Source organism: Streptomyces sp. CA189, from assembly GCF_056428985.1.
On record NZ_JBWJVM010000048.1, the window covers coordinates 1 to 23,608 of the forward strand.

The window sequence follows — 23,608 nt, forward strand, 5'->3', positions numbered from 1 at the left end:
TGCGCTCCTACCTCTCCACCGCCCGCAAACACGGCCTCAACCCCATGACCGTCCTCCGCGACCTCTTCGCCGGAAACGTCTGGCTGCCGCCTGCCGCTCACGCGTAATCAAGCACCTGAGTAGTCACGACAAAGGAACCAGCACCCGAATGCCAGTCGCGAAAAGGCGCCATCCGGATTGAGAAAACCGGCCAAGCAGGCATCAGCCCGGCCCGCACTCCCGGGCGGAGCCCGAAACCCTCAACCGCACCTTCGAGCCGCCATTTCCCGCGCTCGGACGTCATCCATTTCGCCACGCGAAATGAGTGGCGTGGCATTTCGCTGTGCGAACTCACCCGGTGTAAGCCGTTGCCCGAACCCGCATAGGGCCTGCCACGATCAAGCGCTCGCCCCCGGCTCCCGCGCCCACCAGCGCAACCCTGCCGGGAACACCACGGGCCACCGACTGAACCATCCGCCGGTATCGGGGACTGACGCCCATTCACCGGCGCCAACCGCGCACACGGGCGCGTGATCTAGTGCGGCAAGCCCGCAGCACAGGAACAACAGCGCGGCGACAAGCACGGGGGGAACGGCATGAAGTGGCTGATCGGAATCATCGTGGGGGCGTGCGCACTCCTGCTCGTGGTCGCCGGTCTCATCGTCGGCGTGCTCATCGACGGCGAAGCGAGCGCGGAAGAGATCACAGACGGCGGCGGCGGCCTCCAGGGCGTCCCCTCCGAGTTCAGACCGTGGCTGTTCAAAGCGGACGCCGCATGCGACCACCCCGAGCTGACCCCGGCGCTCATGGCCTCCCAGCTCTGGCACGAATCAAAGTTCAAGACCACCCCCGGCGAAGCGACCTCCGGCGCCGGCGCGAAGGGGCCCGCACAGTTCATCGACGGCACCTGGGCCACCTGGGGCCGCGACGCCGACGGCAACGGCAGAAACTCACCCTGGGACATAGGAGATGCCGTAGACGCCCAGGGCCGCTACATGTGCTCCCTGATCGGCTCCGCGAAGAGCTCCGGCTACGGCGAAGACCCCCGCGCACTCGCCCTCGCCGGCTACAACGCAGGCTGGGGGCGAGTCGAAGAATTCGGCGGCGTCCCCCCACGCAGCTTCGCCCAAGGCGAGACCTACAACTACGTGCAGAACATCCTCGCCGACATAGCCAAGTTCCAGGGCGGCGGCCACCTGGAGATCCCTGGCAACGGCGCGAACGCCGACGCCCTGCGCCGCGCAGCAGCCCGGATGGGCACCCCCTACTCCTGGGGCGGCGGTACACCAGCAGGCCCCTCCACCGGCTTCTGCGACGGCCTCAACGGCTATCTGAACGGGCAGTGCTCCGCGTCCAGCACCGTCGGCTTCGATTGCAGCTCGCTCGTCCAGTACGCCTACTGGCCCAGCAGCCACCTGCCGCGCACCGCGGCCCCCCAGTACGGCGCGACATCCCACCGCGCGGTCGCCCGCAACGAGCTCAAGCCCGGCGATCTCCTGTTCTGGAGCAAGAGCGGTGCCAGCGCGATCTACCACGTAGCGATCTACGCGGGCGACGGCAACGTCCTACACGCACCGCGCACAGGGAGGTTCGTCGAAGTCGCGCCCCTCACCTCCGCAATGCCGGAGTCGGACTACTTCGGCGCCACTCGCCCCTGACCCTTCTGTAGGTACTCGCCGCAGTCTGCGCTTTCTCACTGGCTTTGCGCCCGCTCTGCGCACCGCGCAACGTCAGCGAGAAAACCGCAGGTCGCGCGGTGATGCTCCGCTCAGTCAGGCCGTCCGCGTCACGGTCACCGAAGGAAGCGCAATGTCCGTGAGGCACAGCGCGCGCAACTCCGGTGAGACGGCAGGCGTTGCCGCTGGCCGGCAGCGCTTCAGACGCAAGATCGATCGAGTCCCTACACCTTCTCCGACCTCGGAAACGAGCGTGCCGCAGACCTTTCGGGTCTGGGGCACGCTCGTTTTCCAGCACCCTCTAGCGGGTCTTGCCCTGCTTCGCCGGACCGGTCTCCCGGTGTGCGGCCACCCCTCGCTCGGCAGGCGCCGCACTCTTGGAGGCGGCCGCCTTAGTAGGGCCCACCGTCGACGACTGCAAGCGAGCCGCGGCCGTGCTCACCCGATTCCGGGCATCCGTGCCGGCCGCACCCGCAGGACGCCGCAGACTCTCGCTCGTCGCGTGCAACAGCCGTGTGCCGAGCGTGCCCTGCCCCTTCTCCCAGGACGTGTTCTTCATCAGCCCCTCAAGGTGCTTCTCAACGGGCTGCTTCTCGCTCTCCATCTTGGCCATCCGCGCAGCCACCACCGGCCACTGCTTGGAGGCGACCATGAGGTCGACGTCGCGCCCACGGCCCGGCATCGCGTCGCGCACCTTCCGGATGAAGATCTCATTCTCCGCAGTCGAGATCGACAGCTGTCGAAGCGCATGCGCCCGGTCGGCCAGGTTGAGATCCGGCGGCAGGTCGAGCCCCTCCGTCAAGGGCCCCCACGACAGGATCGCGTCGCGGCTCGCGGTCGGCGTCTCCCCCGCGGCAAGCAGCTTCGCCATCGCCTGATCCACACCGAGGCCTTCGCCGTGAGCGGCGGCGAGAATGCCTCGCACGTCCACCTTCTTCGCGTCCAGCTCGCTGAGCGTCGCGGCCATGTCCGGCCATGCCGGAGAAGACAGGATCGCCTCCCGCACCATCCCCGCCGGAAGGGTTTCGCGCAGCATCTTCTCCCACCGCCCGGTGCCCTCCGCGGCGACCCGCGCCTCGTTCGCGGCGACCTGGTCCCGCACGCTCACCGCGATCTCACCGACACGGGGAAGGAACTTGTCGAGCTCCACCCCGGCCTTCTTGAGCGCCATCAGCTGCTGCGCCATCTGCGGCCAGTCCGCATCCTTCATCAGTGCCGCGGAGATGTCCGCGGGCAGCAGATCCTTCAGCTCCTCCTTCGCGTCGACGACCGCCTTCTCAGGAGGCAGGAGCTCGTCCTCCTCTCCCTTCTTTTTCTTCTGCTGATGCCGGCGGACCGCCTCCGCAATGGCCAGGACCAAGCGCACCGACATGACGGCGGTCTGCACCGCCTCGCCCGCAGCCTCCGGGAACGGATCCCCCTGTTGTGCTGGTGTCGACATCTGGCTGAACTCCCCTCGTTAACGGGCCCGCTTCGGACCCTTACGCTGCTCGTCCCCGGGCGGCCTGCGCCGGGGCGCCGGTGCTGCCTTACGCGCCGGCGGAGTCTTGCGCGGCGTACCTCCCGCGGCGGTCGACGACGGACTTCCCCCCGCCGCCTCCCCCATCCCACGCTGCTTCCGCCACCCGTACAGTCGCCATGTAAGCACCTCGGCCACCGACCCCGCTGAGGACAACTCCCTTCGAGCCGCAACCGACTTCAGTACGTCAACGGGATCTTCGCCTGCCTTCTCAACCTCCAGCAGCTGCGCGCGCAGCGCAGGCCACGCAACATCTGTCACGATCGCGCGCGCATGCTCGGGAACGGCCTCCTGCACGACACCGGCCATGGGCCGCTCACCGGGGGCGGCGGCCTTGCGCGGAGCCGATCCAGGCCGTGTGGCTGCCCGCTTGGTCCGGGGCTTGTACTCGCGTGCTGCGTTCGCGCCGGTAGTGACCTCCACCGCTTCGCGCAGCAGACGTCCGGCTCGCCCGGAAGCCTCTGCCTGGGCCCGGTGCTCCTGTGCCTGGTGCCACCGGCGCGAGGCCTCCACGGCCTGCACCAGCGCGAGCAGAAAGCCGAGGGCGGCCACCGTGCTGTTGCGGCCGACGGCGGCTGTCGACTGCGAGAGAACCTGCGCCGACTCCCGGTACAAGGTACGCGCCTGACCCTCCAGCGCACGGTCGCCGGGAGCCCGGGAAGCACGCTCGAATTCCGTGGCCGCCTTCCTCATCTGCGTGCGCACCAGCCGGGGTGAAATGATGGCGGCCACCACGATCAGGTCTCCAAGCGCAGCCACATCACCCGCCCCCTCCCGCAGCCCCTGCGCGCCGAGCTGGTCGGCCGCCTCACGCACCTTGATCTCCGCCACCCGCCACATCTCCGCCGGCGCAACCCGCTGGACCGGGACCGGTGCACTCCACCGCTCACGGACCCTCGGCAAGGACAGGTCCGGCGCGAGGCGCGCCCCGGAAAACCAGATCGGCTCCTGCTCGGGATTTCGGTCCCCCGGTAGCGCCACCGAGTAGCCGGTCAGCTTCCCGTCTGGCGCGATCCGCTGCTTCACGCGTAGCCCAGAAGAGGTCAGTCGTTCGAAGAAGTCAGCATCGCTGGTCGCTGCTGCTGCCACCTCGCGAACCGCACGCTGCAACGACACCCGCGGTGCCTCACTCAGCCCGCGCCGTTCAGCCTTCTCCAGCTCACCGCTATGCAGCCAGAGCGCCGCCGTCTTGTCTCCGCGCTTCACTCGGCGAAGCCCGAACTTCTCCTCGAAACCGCGGGCGGCCTCCTGCATCTTCACGATGTCCTGCGTCAGGTTCGGCTGCCTCCCGTCCTCTCGCACTATCGTCGCGAGCAGGTGGATGTGGTCGTCGGCGTGGCGGACGGCAACCCAACGGCATCCCTCGTCATCACCGTGCTCTGCGACTCCAGCAGCGTGCATCATCTCGATCGCCACCTCGGCCCATTCCTCGTCGGTGAGGATGCGGTCCTCTGGAGCGTTACGCACCGCCACGTGGTAGACGTGCAGCGGCGGCTTCTTCCCCTTCATCGCGAAGACCGGCGCGTCCAGAAGCAGCGCCAGATCCGAGAGCGTGATATCCGGGGAACGTGCCGGATCATGGATGTACGGGTCCCACGAAGCCACCATGTGCGGGTCGACGTGTTCGTCCCGCCGGCCCGGCCCGTACAGGTAGGCCAGCAGTCCGTACGTGTCGCTACCTTCGTCCAGCTTCCCCGGAATCACGCCCGTTCCGTCCGCTCACGCATCAGTTGGAGCGTCGCCTCGTCGACGTTGTGGATGGCTTTCATCAGCGCGGCGTAGACCGCCTCGAACTGAGCCTCGGGCACTTCTCCATCAGAGTTCTTGACCTTCGCGATCTGGTTGTGGTTGACGCCAACCCGCTTCAGTTGCTTTCGCGCTTCCATCAGCTCACGCACCACAGCCTTCGCATCGACCGATACAGGTACGACCTTCTCCTCGGCCACGGCCAGAGCGTTGCGCGCGACCCACGCCGCGATTGCCTCTCTGTCGCCTTCAGCAGCCGCCTTGACCAAGGTGAGCTCATGTTCGTTGTAAGACACCTTGATACGGGTCCCCCGCGCCCCACCGGCTTCTCTCTCCCTCCTCCGCACAGTCGATCCCTGACGACTCTCATCCGCTGCTGGCTCTGCCACGACAGCCCCCTTCCGGCCTCGCCCGGTCCGTGCTCGGACCCATGATCACCGACTACCCACACTAGCGGGGAGGTGATCGGCGAACCCGTTACTGGGCCCAGTAACAACTAACTTGCTACTGGTTTCTAGGGTGGTCCCGTCAGGTGCAGGTTTGTGGTTGATGGCGGCTCAAAAAGACGCGCGCGGCCGCAGGTTGCAGCCGGATTCTTCCCGCTCTGCGGGTCCGGGGCCGTACGATGCTCCCATGTCTGCACACGAGATTCTGCAACGTATGGAAAGGCTTCAGGCCGCGCGCGCTGAAGCCATCAAGCCCCTGGCCGCGATGCAGGACGAGCGCGCCGAGCTCCTGCGCCAGGTAGCCGCCATGGACGAGCCGTTCGGGAAGCTGTACGCCGCTGCCGAGGCTGCCAGCTGGTCGCCGGAGCAGCTCGCGGAGATCGGCATCGACGAGCCGGTCAAGCGTCCTCCGGTACGCTCCCGGCCGCGAAAGACGACCGCAAAGAAGGCGGACAGCAGCACCCCGGAGGTGTCGTCGCCGGCGGTGTCGGTCCCCGCTCAGGACAGCACCGGAGCTCCTGCTCCGGTAGACGCTGGCTCCCAGTCCAGCTGACATAGAAGAGCACGACGAAGGGCCCCGCCGAGCGGGGCCCTTCGTCGTGTGGGGGGTACCTCGTGACCGCCGGTCAGGCGACGCGGCCGGTGTGAGTGACTGCCCCGGGACTGCGGGGCGCGAACAGCTTGCGCAGGAGCTGCTTGTCGTCGGTCTCGGCGAACAAGGACATCTGCTCGGCCTGCCGGACCTGTGCCGCAGGGACTTCCGGGGCGGGCTTCCGCTCGTGCCTGTCCAGCCGGTAGAGCTTCGCCTGGTAGGCGGCCGTCGGCTCGTACCAGTCCTCGCCCTGGACGGCTGCGGAGAACGGAGCACCCGCGAACGGGGAGACCGCATCGGCGATCATCTGGGCGATGTTCCGGGTCCCCTTCGCACCCGCACGTGCCGGGATGTAGGTCCACGGGTAGTCGCGGCGGAAGCCCACGAGCGTCCCGAGATCCGGGAGAGAGATCGTGGCCGTCCCTTCGCCCTGGGGGACGCTCGCCGGGCGGAACTTGATCGCGTACCACGGTGCGGTGACGCACTGTCCGACTGTGTTGAGGCGGAAGGATCCGCCACCCATCGCCTTGCCGGTGGCGGGGTTCACCTTGCGCTTGCCGCGGGTGTCGGCCCACCAGTCCTCGGGGAGGTCCAGCGCGGTGGCGACGGTCACCTTCGGCAGGGCCGGGCGGCCCTGGTAGGGCTCGATCCGGCGGTCGAGTTCCGGCGTCCAGTCCGGCATCTTGCCCGTCTTCTTCAAGACGTGCGCCCACATCTCCCGGGCCGCGGAGTCGCCGTCCGCGTGCTCGGCGTAGCGGGGCTTGTCGTACCGGGTGGCCACCATCCAGGCACGCTCGCGGCGGGTGGCCGCACCGTAGTCGGCAGCGTCGGCGATCTGCCACGAGCACCACGCCCAGCCGAGTCCCTCGACGCTGACGAGCTCGGACTGGATCGCCTCGGCGAGGGCTGGAACCTGCTTGAGCAGGTTGGCGGACTGCTCCATGGTGATGGACACCAGGGGGGCCCCGATCTGCACCAGGCACATCGGCCAGATGAGCATCTCCGCCATGAGGGCGGTGCGCTCGTCGGAGACGGCCGAAGCGGCCCACGTCCGGAAGTCCGCGGGGGTCATGCAGGGGGGCAGGTGTCCACCGCCGCACTGCTCTCCCCATCCGTCGGCGTCGGGGTGGTCACCCATGTCGTCGTTGACGTCGCCGTAGTAGCCGTGCGGGCCGCCGTAAAGGGAGCACAGGTCGTCGACTTCAAGGAAGCCGAAGGCCTCGCTGGCCTGCCACATGATCGACTGGAGCTCGGAGATCTCGCTGGAGTTCCACCCGGCGTGCTTACCGGCGTCGCTCAGCGTCTGGCAGGGCGGGGAGCCGTGGAAGCGTCGGACGCAGCGCAGGGCGGGGTGGCGGGGGTCGAGTGTCCGGACGTCGGCCTCGACCACCCAGTGACCGGCCGCGCGGGCGGTCGCGGCAGCGTCCCGGTTCCACTCGACGAGGGCCCAGTCGCCGCCGTCGTCGACCAGTGCGCGACCGGCCGACATGCCTCCGGGGCCGCCGAAGATCTCGACGCCCGGCTCGGGCTGGCCCTCCTGCCAGTCCTTGGCCCAGTGCGGCGGCCAGGGCGCCGCGAAGGTGGTGCACTCCTGGCAGTCCGCGCACGCCGACCCTGCGGTGCAGACGGTGCAGTCGGCGCACGTCCAGCCGTCCCAGTCGAGCGTCGCGGGCCGGAAGCCGTTGGCGTACGGACGCCCTTCGGCGTCTGTCGCCGCGGCGGTGCTCCCGGTGCGCACGTGGGTGTCTGCCATGCCCTGCCCCTTGGTGGTTGAGGTTCTTCGGTGTGGCCCTGGGGCCGTGGTGTCGGGTTGGGATTCCCGCCCCGTTCCGACGTAACCAATTCTCTCAAATTCTAGGGTGGATATCAAGACTCTGCCCGTTGGTCAAGGGGGGTTTTGATGCACTGTCAGGCCGTCACGGACTGGCGGCTTGGACCACCGCGCGGCAGCGGCTGCCCCCCATCAGTCACGGCGCCAGGGTGCGCTCGCCTCACGCGCGGTCGGCGCGACGGCGGGGGTACGGTCCGCGCCCTACTCGGCGCCGACGGACGACCTCCGGCTGGCCACCCGGCACCCCTCCCCTCGCTGTTGGCCGCCTTTGGGATGCCCAGCGCGCCCGCAGCCGCCGTACCAGGTGGCCACGCGTGCCATGTGACGCTAGGCGCCCCACAGCGCGTCCGCAGGAAGGCATCCGGCCGCGGGCGGCGGGCCTGGAGACCCTCGCCGCCCGCCGCGCGTTCCGGTCAGAACAAGGCGTCCTGCTCCGGACGCACGTCGGCCGAACGCCGGGACGCCTTCGCCGGCGCGACGGGGGCCGGGGCGGCGGGGGCCGCGGCGGGCTTCGGTGTCGCCGCCGGTGCCGGAATCCTGTCGGGGGCAGGCCCGTCTTTCAAGCAGGGGCACCGGCACCACCAGACGCACGGCGCGCCATCAGGGCGCAGGATCAGCTGGGCAACGACTCGGCCCGTCGGGCCGTAGACCAGGTCGGTGTTGTCGTCGACATGGGGGCCGCCTTCCTGGCGGTGGACGCACAGGTCGCATCGGCTCGCGAGGCAGTTCCAGCAGACTCCGCGCTCGCACATCGACCACCGGTGAAAGCCGAACGGGTACTTGCTGTCGATGGTGTGGAAGTGACCGGGCCACGCGTGTTCTCGTACCCACTCGCCTTCGGCCTCCGGCATGGGCGACGGGTTGGGTACCGGGTCGACCAGCCCCATGATCAGGGCGCCCTGGAAGTTGAGCAGCGGGACGTCCTGAACGGTTTCACGCTCCTGCTGGGTGAGGGTGCGCCGGGGGCGGCGGATGACGGTTCGGTGCGGGTCCGGGCGCGGCTCGACGTCCGCGCGGGGGGCGAACAGGCGGCGCAGGAGTTCCTGCCCGGACGCACCCGCCGGCGCCTTGATGCTGGGGGTCCGGGCCGCGGTCGGCGCAGGCTCGGCGGCCGCCTCGACTACCGGTCGGGGTGCCTGTACTTCGGGGCAGTAGCCGCCCTCGTCTTCCCACTGGTCGGCCGCCTTGCGCTGTGCCTGGAGGTCCTGCTCGACGAGCGTGACGGGCCGCCGATAGTTGCGCCGTGCGCAGTACTCCAACTCGGGCAGGCGGCGCGCGGCGGCCTTCTTGTCGTCGCTGCGGTCGTACCGCTTGGCGACCTGGTCGTAGCGGACTTGGTAGGCGTCCTGCTCTGTTGCGTGCAGACCCTCGGGGTACATGCGCGCGAGTTCCAGGGCGATCCGGCCCATCGTGCTGACGGTGAGGACTCGGACGCCGTCGTCCTGGCGGGCGGCGAGGAGGAAGCGTGCCTCGTAGAGCGCGCGGGTGCGCTCGGCGCTGACCTTGCGGCCGCCGTCCCACTCGCCGTGGCGCGCGGCCTGGCGGGCCTGCTTGTTGCTCCAGTACAGGCGGCCGGTGTCGGCTGCTTCCAGGACGCGCACGTGACCCGCAGTCCAGCCGAGTTGGGGGATGGCACCTTCGGCGTAATAGCGGTTCATGGACACCTGGTTGCGGTTGTCCGCGTCCATGCCGGTCGCGGCGCGCTCCTCGGCCTCCCTCTGGGCTTCCTCGCGCAGGCGCTCGCTCTCGCGCCGGGCGCGCTGCTCGGCGGTCGTCGGCGGCTCCAGCTCGGTGCGCAGCGCGGCCGCGGTGATGTCGAGACCGGCGGCGCTCTGGGCTCGGACGGCGTGGTCGACGGTGCTCGTGGCGTAGTGGAGGAGGGTTTGTTCGGTGGAGGTGCTGGCGTCCCAGTCGGCGGCGTAGGTGGCGTGCCTTTCTGCGTCGACGGCGTGGTGGTGGGCGGCGAGCATGACCTCTTCGAGCCGGGCGGTGTTGCCGGAGCGGCTGCGGCATACGGCTTCGGTGGCGTGGTCCGCGGCGGCGACGGCGAGCTCGGCGGCGGCCTGGGCGATGCGCTGGTACTTCGCGGGCGGCGACGGGGGTTCGGGAGCGGTGGGGGTGGGCGCGCTCTGATTGTCGGTCATCGGTTTCCCTGCGGGTTTGAGGGGTTTCGGTGTGGCCTCCGGGCCTGGTTGCCGGGCCGGGATTCCCACCCATTCCGACGTAACCAATACTCTCAAGTTTTTAGTTGGCGGTCAAGGCGGACTGCGCAGATAGGTGCGCCTGCCGCCTCTCCCCGGCCGCCGCCGAGCGGTTGCCTCAGAGCGTCTTGCGGGCCTCGGTGACGATGCGCTTCCACGTGTGGACGGATGCGCCGTGCCGCGCGGCGAGGGCGGCGGCCACCTCTCCCGGCTTCGCGTCGGGCTCGGCCCGCAGCGCCAGGGCGGCCTGGCGCACGCGCGGGTCGGCCGCCTTGGCCGTGGGGCCGGACGGGCGGCCGCCGGCGGTCCCGAAGCCGGGGTTGCGGTCGGCGAACTCCCAGAGTTCGCGGCGGGTCCGCCACCGGCGGACCCGGGTCGGCAGCTGCTGCACGCGGCCGGGCGGCCAGCCGGGCGGGGGCTGCTTGTCGTACTGGGTAATCCGGCTGGGGTCGATGCCGAGGACGCGGGCCTGCTCGGCCGGCGTGAGTTCCTCGTCCGGGCTGCCGCTGCGGTCGACCTTCGACTCCGTGGTGGGCGCCTGCTGGCGCTGCTCCTCGAACCAGGCCGTCCACTCCTCCACGTCCCAGTGCATGACGCGGTCGATCGTGCGGGGCTGCGGGTGTCCGTTGGTCTCACGGTCGCGCCACAGGTCGGCGATGGTGGTCCGGCTGTAGCCGGAGACCTGGATCAGGTCCTCCCGGGTCGCCCACGGGCGGCCCTCGATGCTCTGCACGGCGGTGTTCTCCTGGTGGTGTCGGTACTGGATACGATGATGCCTGGTTCGGTTATGGGTTCGTTGAGGGCCTTCGGTGGCCGGACCGCACGGCCCGGCGGGATTCCCACGCTTATGCGCCCCGCCGGGCCGCTTCATGTCCGGCTCCGTACCGGTCAGCTGCGGGCGCGCTCGATGATCTCGCGCAGGCCGATGGACTTCTTGAACTGGTGGCCCATGGCGGCCTCGGCGTCGGCGTACTCGGCGAAGAGTTCCGGGTTGAGCTGAGCGGAGCGCACCAGGTCCTCGGTCGCGGCGAGCGGGCAGGCCCGGCAGCTCAGGCGGCGCATGCCCTGGTCGTAGGCCTCGTGGTGCGCGATGCCGTTCTCCTGGTGGAGCTCCCAGACCTGCTCGGTCGTGAGAGCGTGGACCGGCAGCCATGTGGTCACGATCCGCTTCGTGCCCTTGCCGCTCATGCGGTGGAGCTCGATCGCGGGCTTCTTGGCGCGGGCCGGGGATTCCTCGGCGCGCATGCCCATCGCGTACCCGGCCCGGACCGGGCGTCCCAGGTTCAGCTCGGCGCCGGTCTCGTCCACGAAGTCGCGGCCAGTCGCCGTCTTGGTGTCGGCCGTGCAGTAGCGAGCGAAGAAGCCGGGCCAGTTGCCGTGGGAGAGGATCCGGTCCCACAGGGAGGGCCACCGCTTGCTGCGGCGGACCGCGAACCGGACGCCGTACTGCTCGGCGTGCGCGCGGGCCACCGCCAGCGCTCCGGGCCACTCGACCAGGTGGCCTCGGGTGGTGCGCCCGAGGTCGACGTGGAGGACACGGACCTTGTCGAGCTGGCCCGCCCGGTCGGCCTGGGTGCACACCTCGTGGGCCAGGGCGCCGCTGTCCTTGCCGCCGCTGTCGCCGACGATGACCACGTCGTGGGCGTCGAAGTCGAATTCGGCGGGCATCGCGGCCGCGGCTGCGGCCGGCGCGGGGAAGAGCTCCATCTGGGCGGCGGCGCACCCGGTGCCGCACGGCGGGGTGAAGGGTTTCCTGTTCACGTTCTTCTCCTGGTTGAGGTGTTCGGTGTACTCGCCCGGGGCCCCGGTGGGGGAGCGGGATTCCCGCCCCGCTTCCCCCACCCGACTGGCGCCGATCACACGGGCCGGTGCCCGTCGGCGGCCCGCGCCGGCGGCGGGGCGTCCGTCAGGAACAGCCGAATCCGCAGGCCGTCGGCGTTGGTGTAGATCGCGCCCTTGCCGCTGGCGAACAGCTCACTGATCTCGCCGAGGGCGTACGCGTCCCGGAGCCTGCCGATCTCGGCCTGGCCCTCCTTCAGGGACAGCAGCGTGCTCTCGCCGTTCTCGGTGCGCTTGAAGACCTTGCCCATGGCGACTCCTTCTTGTTCGTTGAGGTGGTCTGGTGTGGCGGCGAGTGCGGGGCGGGATTCCCGCCCCGCAACTCGCCCCCGGTCTGACCGCGGTCACTCGGTCCGGTCGGCCAGCCGCTGGCGGAACACCACGACGCGGAACGCCAAGATCAAGCCCGCGATGTCGTCCTCGACGTTCAGTCCGCCGTCCTGGGTGTCGTAGACGATGCAGGGGCCACTCGCCTCCGGGCTGTCGACCCAGGCAATGAGCCCTCGGTGGTCGAGGTCGGTGGCCTCGTGGTCCACGCCGTCTCCTGCGACGCGGGCACCCATGACGTGAAGCGTGCCGCCCTCGAACTCGACGGCGACGGCCACGGCCGCACTGTCCCAGTCGATGTGGGCCTCGAAGCCCTGGGCGCCGAACGCGGCGAGCAGGCGGGCCGCGAGCGTAACGAGTACGGGCTCGGCAGCCTCACCACCATGACGAAGGGGTGCTGCACTCGGGCGGTTGTTCTGCATGGTCTCGTCTCCTGGTTGAGGTGTTCGGTGTGCTCGCGCGGCCCCGGCGGGGGCGGGATTCCCGCCCCGCTCCCCCACCGGTCTGGCGCCGGTCACTCGGTCCGGTCGGTCCGGGCGTAGTTGTGGAAGTCGTCACTGACGGGGAAGTCGGTCGGCTCGGTGACGGCCGCACCGACCCAGGTGGCCACGGGGCCGGGGGTTTCCTGGTGGCCGCTGAGCCACTGGTGGATGTCGGGGCGGACCTCGAAGAGGTCGCCGTACCACCCCTCGGCATAGAACTGCGCGGTGCCGCCGAAGCCGTTCTTGTCCGCGTACTCCCACACGCAGACCAGGTACGGGCCGCGCAACTCATGGATGCGGCCGAAGACGGCGCGGATGTCCTCGGCGCTGTAGCCGTTCGCGAACCGGCCGTGCAGCTCGGCGATGTAGGCCATCAGGTCCGGGAATCGCAGGTGCTCCTGCCCTTCGGCGCCGGACGTCTCCTCGGTCTCGGCGCCGGACGTCTCCTCGGTCTCGGCGCCGGACGTCTCCTCGGTCTCGGCGCTGGGGGTGGGCTCGGGCTCCTGGTTCTGGTGCTCGCCGCCGTGAGCGAGGATCAGGGCTCGGACGGCCTCGATCGGCACGTCCGAGTGGAGCATGCCGTCGCTGAAGTCGCCCCCGGTGAGCCATCCCTCCAGGTCGTCCCCTTCCCCCCAGGCCTCCGTGTCGGGGGCGGTCAGACCCGGGTAGAGGAACACTCCCTGCGCCACGTCGGCGCCGGGGTGGGTGTTGAGGGTGAGCACGTGGCCGTCGGCGAGGCGGATGCCGTCGAAGATGTCGTCGGTCCCGCCGGCGGTGAGGCTGTCGAGTCGCGGCGTACTGCTGGTCATCGTGGGTCCTTCGTTCGCTGAGGTGGTTCGGTGTGACCCGGGGGCCGGTGTCGGTCGGGATTCCCGCCCGATCGACGTAACCAATACTCTCAAATTATAGGGTGGGGGTCAACTCCTCAGACCCCCGGGCCCTCCCCCGGCCCACCCTCGAAAGGGTGGGCCGGGGGTGGTCGTCAGCTTTGGAAGATGGACGCGAGGGCGGCGCGCTTCTCGTGCAGGACGAACACAGCCTCGATCAGCGCCTGAGCGACTTCCTCGGTGGCGGCCGCGGTGAGGTGACTGTGCAGGGTGTCCAGTGCGGCCGCGAGCTGGGTGTCGCCGTCGGCCAGGGCGCAGCCGGTGGTGCCGAGGGTGGCCTTCCTCGTCAGGGGACGAGGGTCCAGGGCGTGCGTGACGTACTGGCCGAACCGCTGGGGGAATCCGGTGCCCGGGTTCTCGTCGGCGGTGGTCTCGGCGTCGGCGAGGGCGAGCCGTGCGTCGGCCGGGATGCCGTCGGCGTCGGTCGGCTCCTCCTCGCAGAACGACAGGGCGACGATGTCGAGCAGGTCGGCGAGGACGTGCAGCGCCCGGCCGTTCCAGGCGGAGGCGAACAGGGTACGGCGGCGGGCGATCTCCGCGAGCGCGTAGGCGCGAGCGGCAGCGGCGCAGGCCTGCGCGGTGGGCTCGAAGTCGGTCATGGCGTTCCTCCGTGGTTGAGGTGCTTCGGTGTGGCCCGGGCGGCGGGATTCCCGCCCCGCCGGCCGGACCGGTTGGGTGTGCGCCGGGTCGGCGCGCGGGCCCGGGGCGGCGTGCGGCCGCCCCGGGCGGGGCATCAGGTGTGGTCGGGTACCGAGAGGTTGAGTGCGGCGGCCTGCCAGGCGCGGATCTCGGTCAGGGCCGCGTCCCGGACGGTGTAGGGGTTGCGGCGCCATGCGGCGATGTAGGCGGCCAGGGCGGCGGTGTCCTCCCCCGGGAAGGACTGGCCCGAGATCTTGGCGCCCTCCGTCGCGGACAGGTCGCCGGTGCCGATGACCGTGATCCACTCGTCGGTTGCCCTCACCGGCCGGTCGACGCTCACTTCGTCGGCGTCGTCGGGGTCCTGCAAGAGGGCCAGGAGGTAGGGCTGCTGACCCATGTCGGGGAACTCGCCGTCGCTGAGGCCGATGACGAGCCAGCTGTTGCACTGTCCGCCGATGAAGGTGTCCTCGTCTCGGTGCGGGGTCACCCCGTGCCCGGCGAGCTCCGTGCGCAGGTTCCGTTCCGCCGTCGGCGGGCGGCCCGCGGCGAGGTCGGCCAGTTCGAGCAGGTGCCTTGCGGCCTGCTCCGAGTCGGCGAATCCGTCGGTCCAGTAGGTCGCGCCGAGGAGGATTGCCTGCCAGGTGGTGCCGCGGTGGACGATGCGGCCGATGCGGCGGGTGCCGTGGTGGACGGGGTAGTGCCCGGCCTTGTCGAGAGGCTTGATCCGGTAGCCCACGGGCGGGAAGTCGCGATCCTGTTGGGCGTGCTCGCCGCCGTGCTCCAGGATGAAGTCGTGGACGGCGCCTACGGGGACGTCGACGTAGACGGTGCCGCCGTCGGTCTCCCCGGACAGGAACAGTCCGATGGTGTCCTCGTTCTCCCACGCCTCGGTGTCGGGGGCGGTGAGCCCGGGCGCGAGGTAGACCTGGTCCGCCACGGTGGCGGCGGGCTCGGCCTTGACGTTGATCAGGAGGCCGTCGGCAAGGCTGATGGTGATGAAGCCGTGGTCGGTGCCGGCGGCGGCGATGCGGTTGAAGCGGTCGGTGGTCATGCGGAGCTCCGTTCGGGTCGGTGAGGGGGCCGGGCCCGGCGTGTGCCGGGCCCGGCGGTCCTGCTGAGCTGCTGGGGCCTACTTCTGGTAGGCGGGGATCAGCTCGCGGACCTTGTCCTCGCCGATGCATCCGGGGTGCCGGTGGGCCGTGGGCGGCTCGCCGTTGCGGCCGCGCAGGTGGCTCCAGTAGCGGGGTCCGGCCCAGTCGCAGAGGTCGCAGACGAGGTACCAGGGGTTGTCCGAGCCTGGGAAGCCCGCGAGCGGCGTCCACAGGTGCTCCGCGACCCCGGCCCACGCCTTACCGGCGCCCTCGACGTTGCGGTCGGTCTCCGGCATCCGCCAGTGCAGGAGCGGGGCGGGGCCGTAGAGGCGGGTCTCCTCGTCGGTGCCGCGCGCGAGGAGCTTGGTCGCCGCGATGAGACCGGCGGCGTACTGCTCGACGAGGTGGGCGGCGGCCATGTCCTCGCCCTTCTCGCCCTTCGGCGGGCGGCCGAGGTTGTGCTCGCCGGTGGAGTCCTGGACGAGCCAGTTGCGGTGCCAGCGGAAGGCCAGGCCGACGACCATGTCCGCGCCGATGACGACCGGGTAGCGGCATTCGACGTCGGGCTCGCCGAGTCGGTACGCCAGGGTGGTGGAGCTCATGAAGGTTCTCCTTGCTGAGGTGCTTCGGTGATGGGGTTCGCCGTGCGGACGGGGATTCCCGCCCCCGTCCGTACGGGAGGTGACAGCTGGTCAGGCGGTGTCGGCGGCGGCCCGGGCGGCCTCGCGGCAGAAGATCAGCCACTCCCCGCCGCCCTTGGCGTAGACGAGCCCGGCGTGCAGGAGGAAGGCCTCCAGCTCCGTGAGTTCGCGGACGCCGAGTCCGGCCAGCGCCTCGTCGATCGCATCCAGCGGCTCGTCGGCGTGGGTGAAGTTGCCGTTCAGCCCGAGCTGATGGATTACGTCGCCCTTGTAGATCTGGACGGTGAAGGTGCCCCATACCCGGTCATAGACAGGGCGGAGGGTGGTGTCCGTGCCGTCGATCGAGATGGAGGTCAGGATGGCAAAGTCCACGATGAGGACCTTTCGGTGAGGTTGCTCGGCGTGGGCCCGGGGGCCCGGTGCCGGGAGAGGATTCCCGCCCCCTTCCGACATGACCAATACTCTCAAGTTTTAGGGTGTGGGTCAAGCTAAACCCGCAGGTCAGGGCACATTTCTCGACGAGTTTGGGCACCACTTTGGGTCCTGGGCCCGCGGCTGAGCGAACAGCCGCATCGAGAGCGCCGCGAGCGGAGCGCGGTCGACAGCGTCAGCCCGCGCGCGGCAGCTGCCCGCCCCCCACCGGCCACATCGGGCGGTGCGTTCGCCTCACGCTCCCGCATCCGTGACGGCGGGGGTACGGCGCCCGGCCCAACTCCGCCCGCAACTCCGGCAAACCGGACAGACCGCGGGCACCCCTCCCCCGCCGCTGGCCGTCCTTTTCACGCCCCAGCGCGCCCGCGGCCGCCGTCCCCGCCGGCCACGCATGCCATGTGACGGTAGGCGCCCCACAAGAGCGCCGCACCCGCCGACCGGCGCGACCGCCCCGCCGCCCCGGAGCGCTTCACGTCACCGGGAGGCGTCACCGGGTGACGCCTGCTGAACGCGACGGCGCCAAGCCCTGGTCCTGCACCGGGGTGAGCAGACGCGGCTGTCGGACCTCTTGCGCACCCCGAAAGGGGTGTCGGCGGAGTACCAGGTCGAGCCGCACTCCGGGCACCGGAACTTCGGCCAGGGGTGGCGGCGGCCCTCCAGCAAAGCCCGGAGCGCCTCGCCGCCGGCGTCGAGAGCGGCCCGGCGGGCCCGGGCCTGCCGCCACGCCCTCGTACGGCAGGCCGTGGTGCAGTACCGGCGCGAAGTCCGGGACTCCGGCGGGAGCGGGCGGGCGCACTGCGAACAGCGCTGCTCAGGCTTCCTGGGCACGCCACCAGCATCCTCCTGGAGCGCGTCACGGGCCAGAGGGCCCGGGGAGGGTCAGCGGCAGCCGTAGGAGCGCAGGATCGCCTTCGAGGCATCGTCCGCAGCCTCCAGGGGGTGAATGCCGCCCCTGACGGCGTTGTCGAGCCGCAGGACGCCGGACCCGCGCACCTTCCCGAGGGCCTCGCCCGGCCAGATCTCCATCCGGCCCTCCCCGCGCCTGGGCATCGTGATGACCGCGGCCGTCTCCTTGCCGTACGGCGTGCCGGCCAGGCACCGGCCCGGCCCGCCGAGCTCATCGACGTACCGCGCCCAGGGCGATGGCAGAGCCTGCGCAGCGAGTGCCTGCACGCCCCAGACAGAGGCGGCCGCAACTACCAGGGTGATCACCGCGATCCGCGGGGTGAGCGGCTCGCGGAAGGCCCGTCGGCGGCGGAAGACAGCCCACGCGGCAGCGAAGCCGAGCAGACCCGCCGATGCCCAGATGAGTACGGCGAGTACGGGACCGTCGAAGAGCAGACTGGTGCGGGCGCTCACCACCATGGCCGCGGCGGCGACGGCCGTCCCGGCGGCCGAGGCGAGGAGGGGCACGGCGCCGCTGCCGTCTGCGTCCTGCGCACCGGATCGACCCGCGCCTGCTGCCGCCTGCACCACAGCCACCCCACCCCTTGCCCCTCGTTCTCCGACCCCGCAGGATCTCACGGCCCGGACCGCTCCCACCCACCCCGGAATTCACCTCTTAAGAGGTGAGTATGTGGCTGGTGGCGTCGCGTGCCCCGTCCGCCGTCCAGTCGGGGCGCCGTACGAGGAAGGGCCCGGCGAGAGGGGGGATTCTCGCCGGGCCCTTGCAGTCGGGAACGGTGGGTCAGTAGAGCTGGATGCGGGTCAGGACGATCTGCGGCGGGTCGGCGTCGGCGGCGATGACGTACTCGGCCAGGCCCAGGGAACCGTCCGCCCCGAGCGGGATACGCCGCTGCTGGGGCCAGGCCTCCGATGCGGTGCTGCCCGGCAACTCGCCGCGGGTCTCGTTGATCGCGACGGTGAGGGCGACGATCGCACCGAACACGGCGGCCGGGATCCCGGGGTCCATGAGGAGGCTGGTGACCTCCTCGGACAGCACGCACGGCCAGCCCTCGGGCTCCTCCCCGTACGGGTCACTCAACGGGAAGGCCCGCCGCGCGCCGGCGCGCGATCAGGTCGGCCACCGAGGTGGTCGCGAGCGTCCCGTCCAGCGCGGCCGCGGTGATCCGGTCACCCGACGGGTCGGTGTCGAGCATCGCCTCGCACCACCACCGGCGAAGAACGGCTTCGGCCTCTTCGGGGGCCGCCGCGAGGAGCTGGCGCAGGAACTCCACCCGTCGTGTGCCGGCCAGGGCCTCGGCGATCCCGTTCGCGTTGCGGGGCACCCGCGGCTCCGGGTCGTGGGAGTGGATAGGCTGTGCGGTCATCGCGTCAGGCCCCTCTCGGTCTGCTCCGAGTCTGCCCTGTCCGCCGGGTCCAGGTCGACCCGCTGCCCGGGAACCGGAACGCTCCGCCGCGCCCGGGCCTCAGCTCGCGCGGCCTCCTGCCAGGCAAGGTGGAGGTCGGCGAGCTCCCCGGCCAGGCGGTAGATCGAGCCCAGGGCAGGGTCGCCGGTCGAGGTGACGTTCAGGACCTGGAGCACTCGGTCGCGGGCCTCACCGATGCTGAAGCTGCCGGTGCTGCACGTGCAGTCCTTGAAGCACCCGCGGTCGAGCTGGCCGAGCTCGCGCCGTACAGCCTCCAGCCCGGCCAGGTCGGCCTTCGCCGGCCACAGCTCGCGGACGAGCTCCGACCGAGGGTCCCCCGACGGCTGCTCGGCGGAACGCTGCGCCTCGATGGCCGCAGTCAGGATCTCCCGCATCCGCGGGTAGACCGGGTTCCAGTGCTCAGCGATACGGCGGGCCTGGTCCTCGTTGATGAAGCGGGTGATGACGCTGTTGGTGGTGAGCATGTCGGTCTCCGTCCTTCGTCTCAGAAGCCCTGACCCATGGCCTCAATTTTGCTGAACTTGCCGCGGAATCCGGCGGTCACGATGCCGGTATTTCCCTCTCGGTTCTTCGCGACGATCATGTCGATCTCGCCGGCGCGGATGCTCGCGGGCTCGTAGTAGTCCTCGCGGTGCAGCAGGACGACCGCGTCGGCGGCCTGCTCGATCTCGCCGGACTCGCGCAGGTCCGAAATCTGCGGGATGTTGCTCTCCCGGCTGGTGGTCTGGCGAGAGAGCTGGGCGGCGGCGAAGACCGGGATGTCGAACTCCAACGCGATCTCCTTGAGCCCGCGGGCGATGGCGTCGACCTCGTTGGTGCGGTTCCCGCCACGTCCCTGGTCGGGCTTGACGATCTGGAGGTAGTCGATCGCCAGCGCGTGGGGCAGCCGCTCTTCGATCTGGCTGCGGCGCATGGCCGAACGGATCTGCGGGACGGTGATGCCACCGGGCGGTACGACCAGGCGCAGCGGAGAGGCAATGATCCGGGCGCGGACCTTGTCGTACTTCTTCCACTGCGCGTCGGTCAGCTGGCGCTTGCGAATGTCCTGCTGGGGAATCTCGGCCTCGGCGGAGATCAGCCGGTTCATGATCTGGCGGCGGGCCATCTCCAGCGAGACGAACGTGGCCGGACGGTCGTGGACGACGGCAAGGTGACGCATGAGGTCGAGCAGCGCCACCGACTTACCCATGCCGGGGCGGCCCGCGATGACCACGAGGTGGCCCGGGACGGTGCACAGCATGTCCTGGAGGTCCTGCCAGGGCATGGGCAGGCCCGGGTTCTCGCCCGCGGCCTGATCGTCCTCCCACGCCTCCACCAGCTCTTCCATGGGCGCGTCCCACCCGGCGGGGTCCTTGCCCATGTCGAAGCTGGCCTGGAGCGCCAGCAGCCGGGCCGCGGAGGCCTCGATCACCTCGGCCGGATCCGCGTCCTGGGCGTAGCCCATCGCGGTCACCTTCGTACCGGCCTCGATCGCCTGCCGCAGCTTCCACTTGTCGCGGACGATCTCCGCGTAGTGCGGCGCGTTCGCCGCCGTCGGCACGCACTGCACGAGGGTGTGCAGGTAGGAGGCGCCACCGATCTTCGCGATCTCGCCACGCCGGGTGAGCTCATCCCCCAACGTGATCGGGTCGACCGGATCGCCCTTGCCGTACATGTCGAGCATGGCGCGGTAGATCGTCTCGTGGGCGGGCTTGTAGAACTCGTGGCCCTTGAGGATCTCCACCACCTCGGTGATGGCGTCCTTCGACAGCTCCATCCCGCCGAGGACGGACTGCTCGGCGTCCAGGTCCTGCGGCGGAATCCGCTCGAAGCCGTCGGCCAGAGTCCGGCCGGTGCCGGTGCCCTGCCCGCGGCCCTGGGGGGGCAGCATCGCGGGGTCGCCCTCGAACAGGCTGCCTTCGTCGCCGGGGGGCTGGGGTGTCATGCTGGTCATCGATCTCTTCCTTCACTGGGTGGGATCAGCACGGCGGCCGGTTTCTTCGCGGGAGCACGGCCGCCGTTGCGTTTGTCGGGGTGGGTCAGACGGCGACGGGGTGCCGCACACCGCCGGGGTGGCACTCGGGGCACTTCACCAGGCGGCCTTCGTGCCGGCGGAACCGCTCGGCAACGAGTTCAGGCAGCGTGCCGTCGTTGCACTCCCCGCACCAGTCCAGGACCGAAGGCCGCTGGCCGGGCACCTTCGTGCCGCGCGGCGCCGGGCACTGCGGGTGCGTCTTGGCCCGGGCCAGATCCATGTAGTTCCGGCTGACCATGAACGGCACCACCGTCTGGGTCAGCCACTCCGGGGAGTCCTCGGCCTCGATGGCCTCGGCAGCGTCCAGGGCAATGCCGTCGAGCTGACGGCGGCTCGGCCGGGTACCGTGCTCCGCCTTCCACAGCTTCCCGAACTCAGCAGCAACAGCGGCGGCGGCCGTAGTGGCCTTCTCGCCGCTCCCGGCGCTCGGCGCCGGGGTGGTCCTGGTCGGCGCAGCCGAAGTCTCTCTCTCCTCGACCGTCTCCTCAGCCACATCACCGGGTACCGCTGAGGCTGCGGTGACAGGAGAGAGAGAAGACCTAATAAGAGACTGAATACCCCCCCCGTTTCCGCTGGTCACAGGCTTGCGGCTGCTCGATTTCTGCGGTCGAGCGCTCGATTTCTGCGGAGCGCTGCTCGAAATCGAGCGGTCGAAACGACCTGCGGTTTTGTCCTGGGGGGCTTCGGCGGGTGCCTGTTCTTGCAGGTCAGTACGACCGCTCGTTTTTGAGCGGACGATGCCCTCGGGGGTCTTCGTGTGGGTCGGCGGAGCGATCGGGTTCTCGCGCCAGTCGGGCCGGTAGGCGTCCAGCTTCTGCCAGGTGTTCGACCAGCCGACGTGTACGTCCGGAGGGAGGTCGTGCACCTTGTAGCGCCGCGAGATGGTCTGGATGCCGCCCTTGCCGGTGGAGGTCACGATGCGCTCCTCGTCCGGGTTCGTGACGAGGTTGGCCTTCTCCAGGCGCTTGAGCGCGGCCCTCACGGTCGACTCGCCGACCGGCTTCTCGCCCTCCTCGGTCAGCAGCCAGCACAGCTCGTCGTTCGACATCCGGCGCAGTCCGTGAGGGCTCGACGTCAGCATCGCGCGCAGCACCATGTAGAGGCGGAAGTCGGTGGGCTTCATGTCCGGGATGTGCAGCACCCAATGCCGGATCACGGCGGGCGACCAGTAGTCCGTGATGTCGCCCTCGAAGAGGAACTCACCGTCATCGGATGCCGGACGGCGGGGAAGTCGCCGACGACTCACAGGGTCACCGCCGGCGGGATCGCGACCGGTCCTGTGACGATGACGGTGAGCGGCGGTGCCGCGACGGTACGTGTCGCGGCCAGGATGTGGATCATGGTGCAGGGCCTCCCCGAAGGTTTGGGGAGCCGCAGACCGGCAAGTTGACGGAAACGAGACGTGCTAACTGGGACACGCTGCTGCGTATCCCCCGTCGCACGCTCTATCCTGGGGTTGGTGACCTCGGGCCTGGCAGGGCTCGGGCCCCGGCGTCATCGCCGACCTACGACTCGGGCAGTGAGTCGAAAGATGGATTAGATGGCCACCCTGGCAGGGGTGGCCATCGCCATTTCAGGGGGCCCGCGCGGGCCGGGGAGACCGGTCCAAGTTGCGGGCGCCATCGGGCTTGCCGCTGGAGAGACGCCATCCCTCGATCTTGCATCGGCACTGATGCCTGGCCGAACGCATTTTCGGGATGTGGGCCTGGTGGGCCGCGTCAGAGGGGCGGAGACGAGCGGTACTACTGGTCACGGCGTGGTGCCTTCCTGGTTCCGTTGGTTTCACCGCTCTTGCGGCTACTCGGATCAGTGCGGCGCCAACCACCACAATCGGCGTCCGCATCGCGACGCTACCGGATGATCTAGCCGGAGGCGTCTGCGTCCTGCGCATTCTCCCCCCTCGGCGCGCACTTGGGCGTCACGCCTCCGGGTTCGGAGTGTCGATGCCCCGGAGGCATGCTGTGCCGAAGCTGTGGTCGGCGTGGCTCTAGCGAGCCGACTCCGGAGTCTCAACGGGCGCGACGGGCCACTCAGCCGACTCGCCCCTCTGGAGTTTTCCCGACAACTCCACTCGGTCGCCCGGGATAACACGGATCGTCACCTCGATCGGATTCCCGGTGCGGGCCGACGTGCCGACGATCGTGGACTCCAGCACGGGGATGGACTGCGCGATTTCCAGGAGCTTCGCCTCTTCGCGGTCTGGCATGCGAACCCGAGTCGTCTCGTCCCAGTCGAGCGGACCGTGACCTGCCTCTTCCAGGCGATCCAGATATCCACCAGGGCCGGGCGACGGGTCGCCCACGCGCGGAGCGTCGTCAACGGCGTCGGGGCTGATCCAGGTGTCGACGAGCTGGAACGGCGGTTCGCCGACAGGACTTGTGACGCGCCGCCGGCGCAGAACCTCGGTACCCGCTTCCAGGCTGAACCTGGTCGTGACCTCTGCGGGGGCGGCGAGCACCTTGCGGAAGGGGCGCCCGTGGGCCTCCCAAGGTTCATCTGGGCGCGATGCGGCGGGGAACACGTAGCCGCGCGCAGGGTCCCGTGTCACCGTCACCCCCCGCGTGATGCGGCGGCGTACCGGGGGCTGGAGCACGATCGAGCCACGCCGCTGGAACGTACGGATGAGGCCCTCCTTCTCCAGCTGCTTGTAGGCGGCCCGGACGGTCTCGTGGTGCACGCCTACCTCAAGTGCATAGACCTTGACCTGCGGCAATTGATCGCCGGGCTGCAACACGCGGCCCAGAATCTTTGCCCGCAGGCCGTCTGCGATCTGTCGCCACTTCGCGGTGCGGGGTTCGGTCATTGGGATGCATCTCTCCTTGGCTACTTGGCGTCACCACCAACCCTAGATCAGACCTAGGTTTTAACGCCTATCGAGCCTCGATGTCCAGGGCGCACCCAAAAAAACCTAGGTTATTGACACGTCGAGTTGATCG

At 70.0% G+C, this 23,608-nt stretch carries 23 protein-coding genes; 2 read left to right on the top strand and 21 right to left on the bottom strand.

The window, feature by feature from the left end:
* The first annotated feature begins 575 nt into the window (after nt 1-575).
* Nucleotides 576-1,637 (top strand): C40 family peptidase, encoded by a 1,062-nt coding sequence (locus tag AC061S_RS28960; protein ID WP_478688834.1) that lies wholly within the window; start codon nt 576-578, stop codon nt 1,635-1,637.
* A 319-nt stretch (nt 1,638-1,956) separates the two neighbouring features.
* Here AC061S_RS28960 and AC061S_RS28965 read toward each other — a convergent pair whose 3' ends face one another.
* The 3 genes from AC061S_RS28965 to AC061S_RS28975 are packed head-to-tail and all read right to left on the bottom strand — an operon-like array spanning nt 1,957 to nt 5,216.
* Nucleotides 1,957-3,096, bottom strand: coding sequence for a hypothetical protein (locus tag AC061S_RS28965; protein ID WP_478688835.1), 1,140 nt, complete (start codon nt 3,094-3,096; stop codon nt 1,957-1,959).
* Nucleotides 3,097-3,114: 18 nt separating this feature from the next.
* Nucleotides 3,115-4,878, bottom strand: coding sequence for a relaxase/mobilization nuclease domain-containing protein (locus AC061S_RS28970; RefSeq protein ID WP_478688836.1), 1,764 nt, complete (start codon nt 4,876-4,878; stop codon nt 3,115-3,117).
* The gene (locus AC061S_RS28975; protein WP_478688837.1) at nt 4,875-5,216 is read right to left on the bottom strand and encodes a hypothetical protein; all 342 of its coding nucleotides are present in this window, start codon (nt 5,214-5,216) and stop codon (nt 4,875-4,877) included. The genes AC061S_RS28970 and AC061S_RS28975 overlap by 4 nt, the downstream gene beginning before the upstream one ends.
* A 337-nt stretch (nt 5,217-5,553) precedes the next feature.
* Between AC061S_RS28975 and AC061S_RS28980 the strand changes: the two genes are divergently transcribed.
* Nucleotides 5,554-5,919, top strand: coding sequence for a hypothetical protein (locus tag AC061S_RS28980; protein ID WP_478688838.1), 366 nt, complete (start codon nt 5,554-5,556; stop codon nt 5,917-5,919).
* 73 nt (nt 5,920-5,992) lie between these two features.
* Here the strand turns inward: AC061S_RS28980 and AC061S_RS28985 are convergent, their stop codons facing one another.
* The 18 genes from AC061S_RS28985 to AC061S_RS29070 form a co-directional block, all read right to left on the bottom strand.
* Nucleotides 5,993-7,711 carry a DNA cytosine methyltransferase gene (locus AC061S_RS28985; protein WP_478688839.1) on the bottom strand — a complete coding sequence of 573 codons (1,719 nt, stop codon included), beginning with the start codon at nt 7,709-7,711 and terminating at the stop codon, nt 5,993-5,995.
* Nucleotides 7,712-8,202: 491 nt separating this feature from the next.
* On the bottom strand, nt 8,203-9,933 hold the full coding sequence (locus AC061S_RS28990; protein ID WP_478688840.1) for a DUF6248 family natural product biosynthesis protein: 1,731 nt from the start codon (nt 9,931-9,933) through the stop codon (nt 8,203-8,205).
* 175 nt (nt 9,934-10,108) lie between these two features.
* Nucleotides 10,109-10,723 (bottom strand): hypothetical protein, encoded by a 615-nt coding sequence (locus AC061S_RS28995; protein ID WP_478688841.1) that lies wholly within the window; start codon nt 10,721-10,723, stop codon nt 10,109-10,111.
* Between the two features lie 155 nt (nt 10,724-10,878).
* Nucleotides 10,879-11,751 (bottom strand): phosphoadenosine phosphosulfate reductase domain-containing protein, encoded by an 873-nt coding sequence (locus tag AC061S_RS29000; RefSeq protein WP_478688842.1) that lies wholly within the window; start codon nt 11,749-11,751, stop codon nt 10,879-10,881.
* Between the two features lie 95 nt (nt 11,752-11,846).
* Nucleotides 11,847-12,080 carry a hypothetical protein gene (locus AC061S_RS29005; RefSeq protein ID WP_478688843.1) on the bottom strand — a complete coding sequence of 78 codons (234 nt, stop codon included), beginning with the start codon at nt 12,078-12,080 and terminating at the stop codon, nt 11,847-11,849.
* Nucleotides 12,081-12,173: 93 nt separating this feature from the next.
* A complete protein-coding gene (locus tag AC061S_RS29010) occupies nt 12,174-12,578 on the bottom strand; it encodes a hypothetical protein (protein ID WP_478688844.1) in 405 nt (134 codons plus the stop codon).
* A gap of 92 nt (nt 12,579-12,670) precedes the next feature.
* The gene (locus AC061S_RS29015; protein WP_478688845.1) at nt 12,671-13,447 is read right to left on the bottom strand and encodes a hypothetical protein; all 777 of its coding nucleotides are present in this window, start codon (nt 13,445-13,447) and stop codon (nt 12,671-12,673) included.
* A gap of 173 nt (nt 13,448-13,620) precedes the next feature.
* Nucleotides 13,621-14,124, bottom strand: a complete 504-nt coding sequence (locus AC061S_RS29020) for a hypothetical protein (RefSeq protein ID WP_478688846.1) — start codon at nt 14,122-14,124, stop codon at nt 13,621-13,623.
* A 134-nt stretch (nt 14,125-14,258) separates the two neighbouring features.
* Complete coding sequence (locus AC061S_RS29025; protein WP_478688847.1) at nt 14,259-15,215, bottom strand: hypothetical protein; 957 nt, start codon at nt 15,213-15,215, stop codon at nt 14,259-14,261.
* Nucleotides 15,216-15,293: 78 nt separating this feature from the next.
* The gene (locus tag AC061S_RS29030; RefSeq protein WP_478688848.1) at nt 15,294-15,857 is read right to left on the bottom strand and encodes a hypothetical protein; all 564 of its coding nucleotides are present in this window, start codon (nt 15,855-15,857) and stop codon (nt 15,294-15,296) included.
* A gap of 90 nt (nt 15,858-15,947) precedes the next feature.
* Nucleotides 15,948-16,268, bottom strand: coding sequence for a hypothetical protein (locus tag AC061S_RS29035; RefSeq protein WP_478688849.1), 321 nt, complete (start codon nt 16,266-16,268; stop codon nt 15,948-15,950).
* Nucleotides 16,269-17,207: 939 nt separating this feature from the next.
* Nucleotides 17,208-17,810, bottom strand: a complete 603-nt coding sequence (locus AC061S_RS29040) for a hypothetical protein (protein WP_478688850.1) — start codon at nt 17,808-17,810, stop codon at nt 17,208-17,210.
* Nucleotides 17,811-18,015: 205 nt separating this feature from the next.
* A complete protein-coding gene (locus AC061S_RS29045; protein WP_478688851.1) occupies nt 18,016-18,312 on the bottom strand; it encodes a hypothetical protein in 297 nt (98 codons plus the stop codon).
* Nucleotides 18,305-18,598 (bottom strand): hypothetical protein, encoded by a 294-nt coding sequence (locus AC061S_RS29050; protein WP_422525893.1) that lies wholly within the window; start codon nt 18,596-18,598, stop codon nt 18,305-18,307. Before AC061S_RS29050 ends, AC061S_RS29045 begins: the two co-directional genes overlap by 8 nt.
* Complete coding sequence (locus tag AC061S_RS29055; RefSeq protein ID WP_478688852.1) at nt 18,595-19,122, bottom strand: hypothetical protein; 528 nt, start codon at nt 19,120-19,122, stop codon at nt 18,595-18,597. Before AC061S_RS29055 ends, AC061S_RS29050 begins: the two co-directional genes overlap by 4 nt.
* A 20-nt stretch (nt 19,123-19,142) precedes the next feature.
* Entirely contained in the window at nt 19,143-20,591 is a 1,449-nt protein-coding gene (locus AC061S_RS29060; protein WP_478688853.1) for a replicative DNA helicase, read from the bottom strand.
* Nucleotides 20,592-20,676: 85 nt separating this feature from the next.
* Nucleotides 20,677-21,918, bottom strand: coding sequence for a hypothetical protein (locus tag AC061S_RS29065; protein ID WP_478688854.1), 1,242 nt, complete (start codon nt 21,916-21,918; stop codon nt 20,677-20,679).
* Between the two features lie 741 nt (nt 21,919-22,659).
* Nucleotides 22,660-23,475, bottom strand: a complete 816-nt coding sequence (locus tag AC061S_RS29070) for a GntR family transcriptional regulator (protein ID WP_478688855.1) — start codon at nt 23,473-23,475, stop codon at nt 22,660-22,662.
* Nucleotides 23,476-23,608: the final 133 nt, after the last annotated feature.

Coding starts and splice junctions, on each gene's coding strand:
- AC061S_RS28960 (WP_478688834.1), top strand. CDS start 576: ATGAAGTGGCTGATCGGAATCATCGTGGGGGCGTGCGCACTCCTGCTC.
- AC061S_RS28965 (WP_478688835.1), bottom strand. CDS start 3,096: ATGTCGACACCAGCACAACAGGGGGATCCGTTCCCGGAGGCTGCGGGC.
- AC061S_RS28980 (WP_478688838.1), top strand. CDS start 5,554: ATGTCTGCACACGAGATTCTGCAACGTATGGAAAGGCTTCAGGCCGCG.
- AC061S_RS28985 (WP_478688839.1), bottom strand. CDS start 7,711: ATGGCAGACACCCACGTGCGCACCGGGAGCACCGCCGCGGCGACAGAC.
- AC061S_RS28990 (WP_478688840.1), bottom strand. CDS start 9,933: ATGACCGACAATCAGAGCGCGCCCACCCCCACCGCTCCCGAACCCCCG.
- AC061S_RS29005 (WP_478688843.1), bottom strand. CDS start 12,080: ATGGGCAAGGTCTTCAAGCGCACCGAGAACGGCGAGAGCACGCTGCTG.
- AC061S_RS29010 (WP_478688844.1), bottom strand. CDS start 12,578: ATGCAGAACAACCGCCCGAGTGCAGCACCCCTTCGTCATGGTGGTGAG.
- AC061S_RS29015 (WP_478688845.1), bottom strand. CDS start 13,447: ATGACCAGCAGTACGCCGCGACTCGACAGCCTCACCGCCGGCGGGACC.
- AC061S_RS29020 (WP_478688846.1), bottom strand. CDS start 14,124: ATGACCGACTTCGAGCCCACCGCGCAGGCCTGCGCCGCTGCCGCTCGC.
- AC061S_RS29025 (WP_478688847.1), bottom strand. CDS start 15,215: ATGACCACCGACCGCTTCAACCGCATCGCCGCCGCCGGCACCGACCAC.
- AC061S_RS29030 (WP_478688848.1), bottom strand. CDS start 15,857: ATGAGCTCCACCACCCTGGCGTACCGACTCGGCGAGCCCGACGTCGAA.
- AC061S_RS29050 (WP_422525893.1), bottom strand. CDS start 18,598: ATGACCGCACAGCCTATCCACTCCCACGACCCGGAGCCGCGGGTGCCC.
- AC061S_RS29055 (WP_478688852.1), bottom strand. CDS start 19,122: ATGCTCACCACCAACAGCGTCATCACCCGCTTCATCAACGAGGACCAG.
- AC061S_RS29060 (WP_478688853.1), bottom strand. CDS start 20,591: ATGACCAGCATGACACCCCAGCCCCCCGGCGACGAAGGCAGCCTGTTC.
- AC061S_RS29070 (WP_478688855.1), bottom strand. CDS start 23,475: ATGACCGAACCCCGCACCGCGAAGTGGCGACAGATCGCAGACGGCCTG.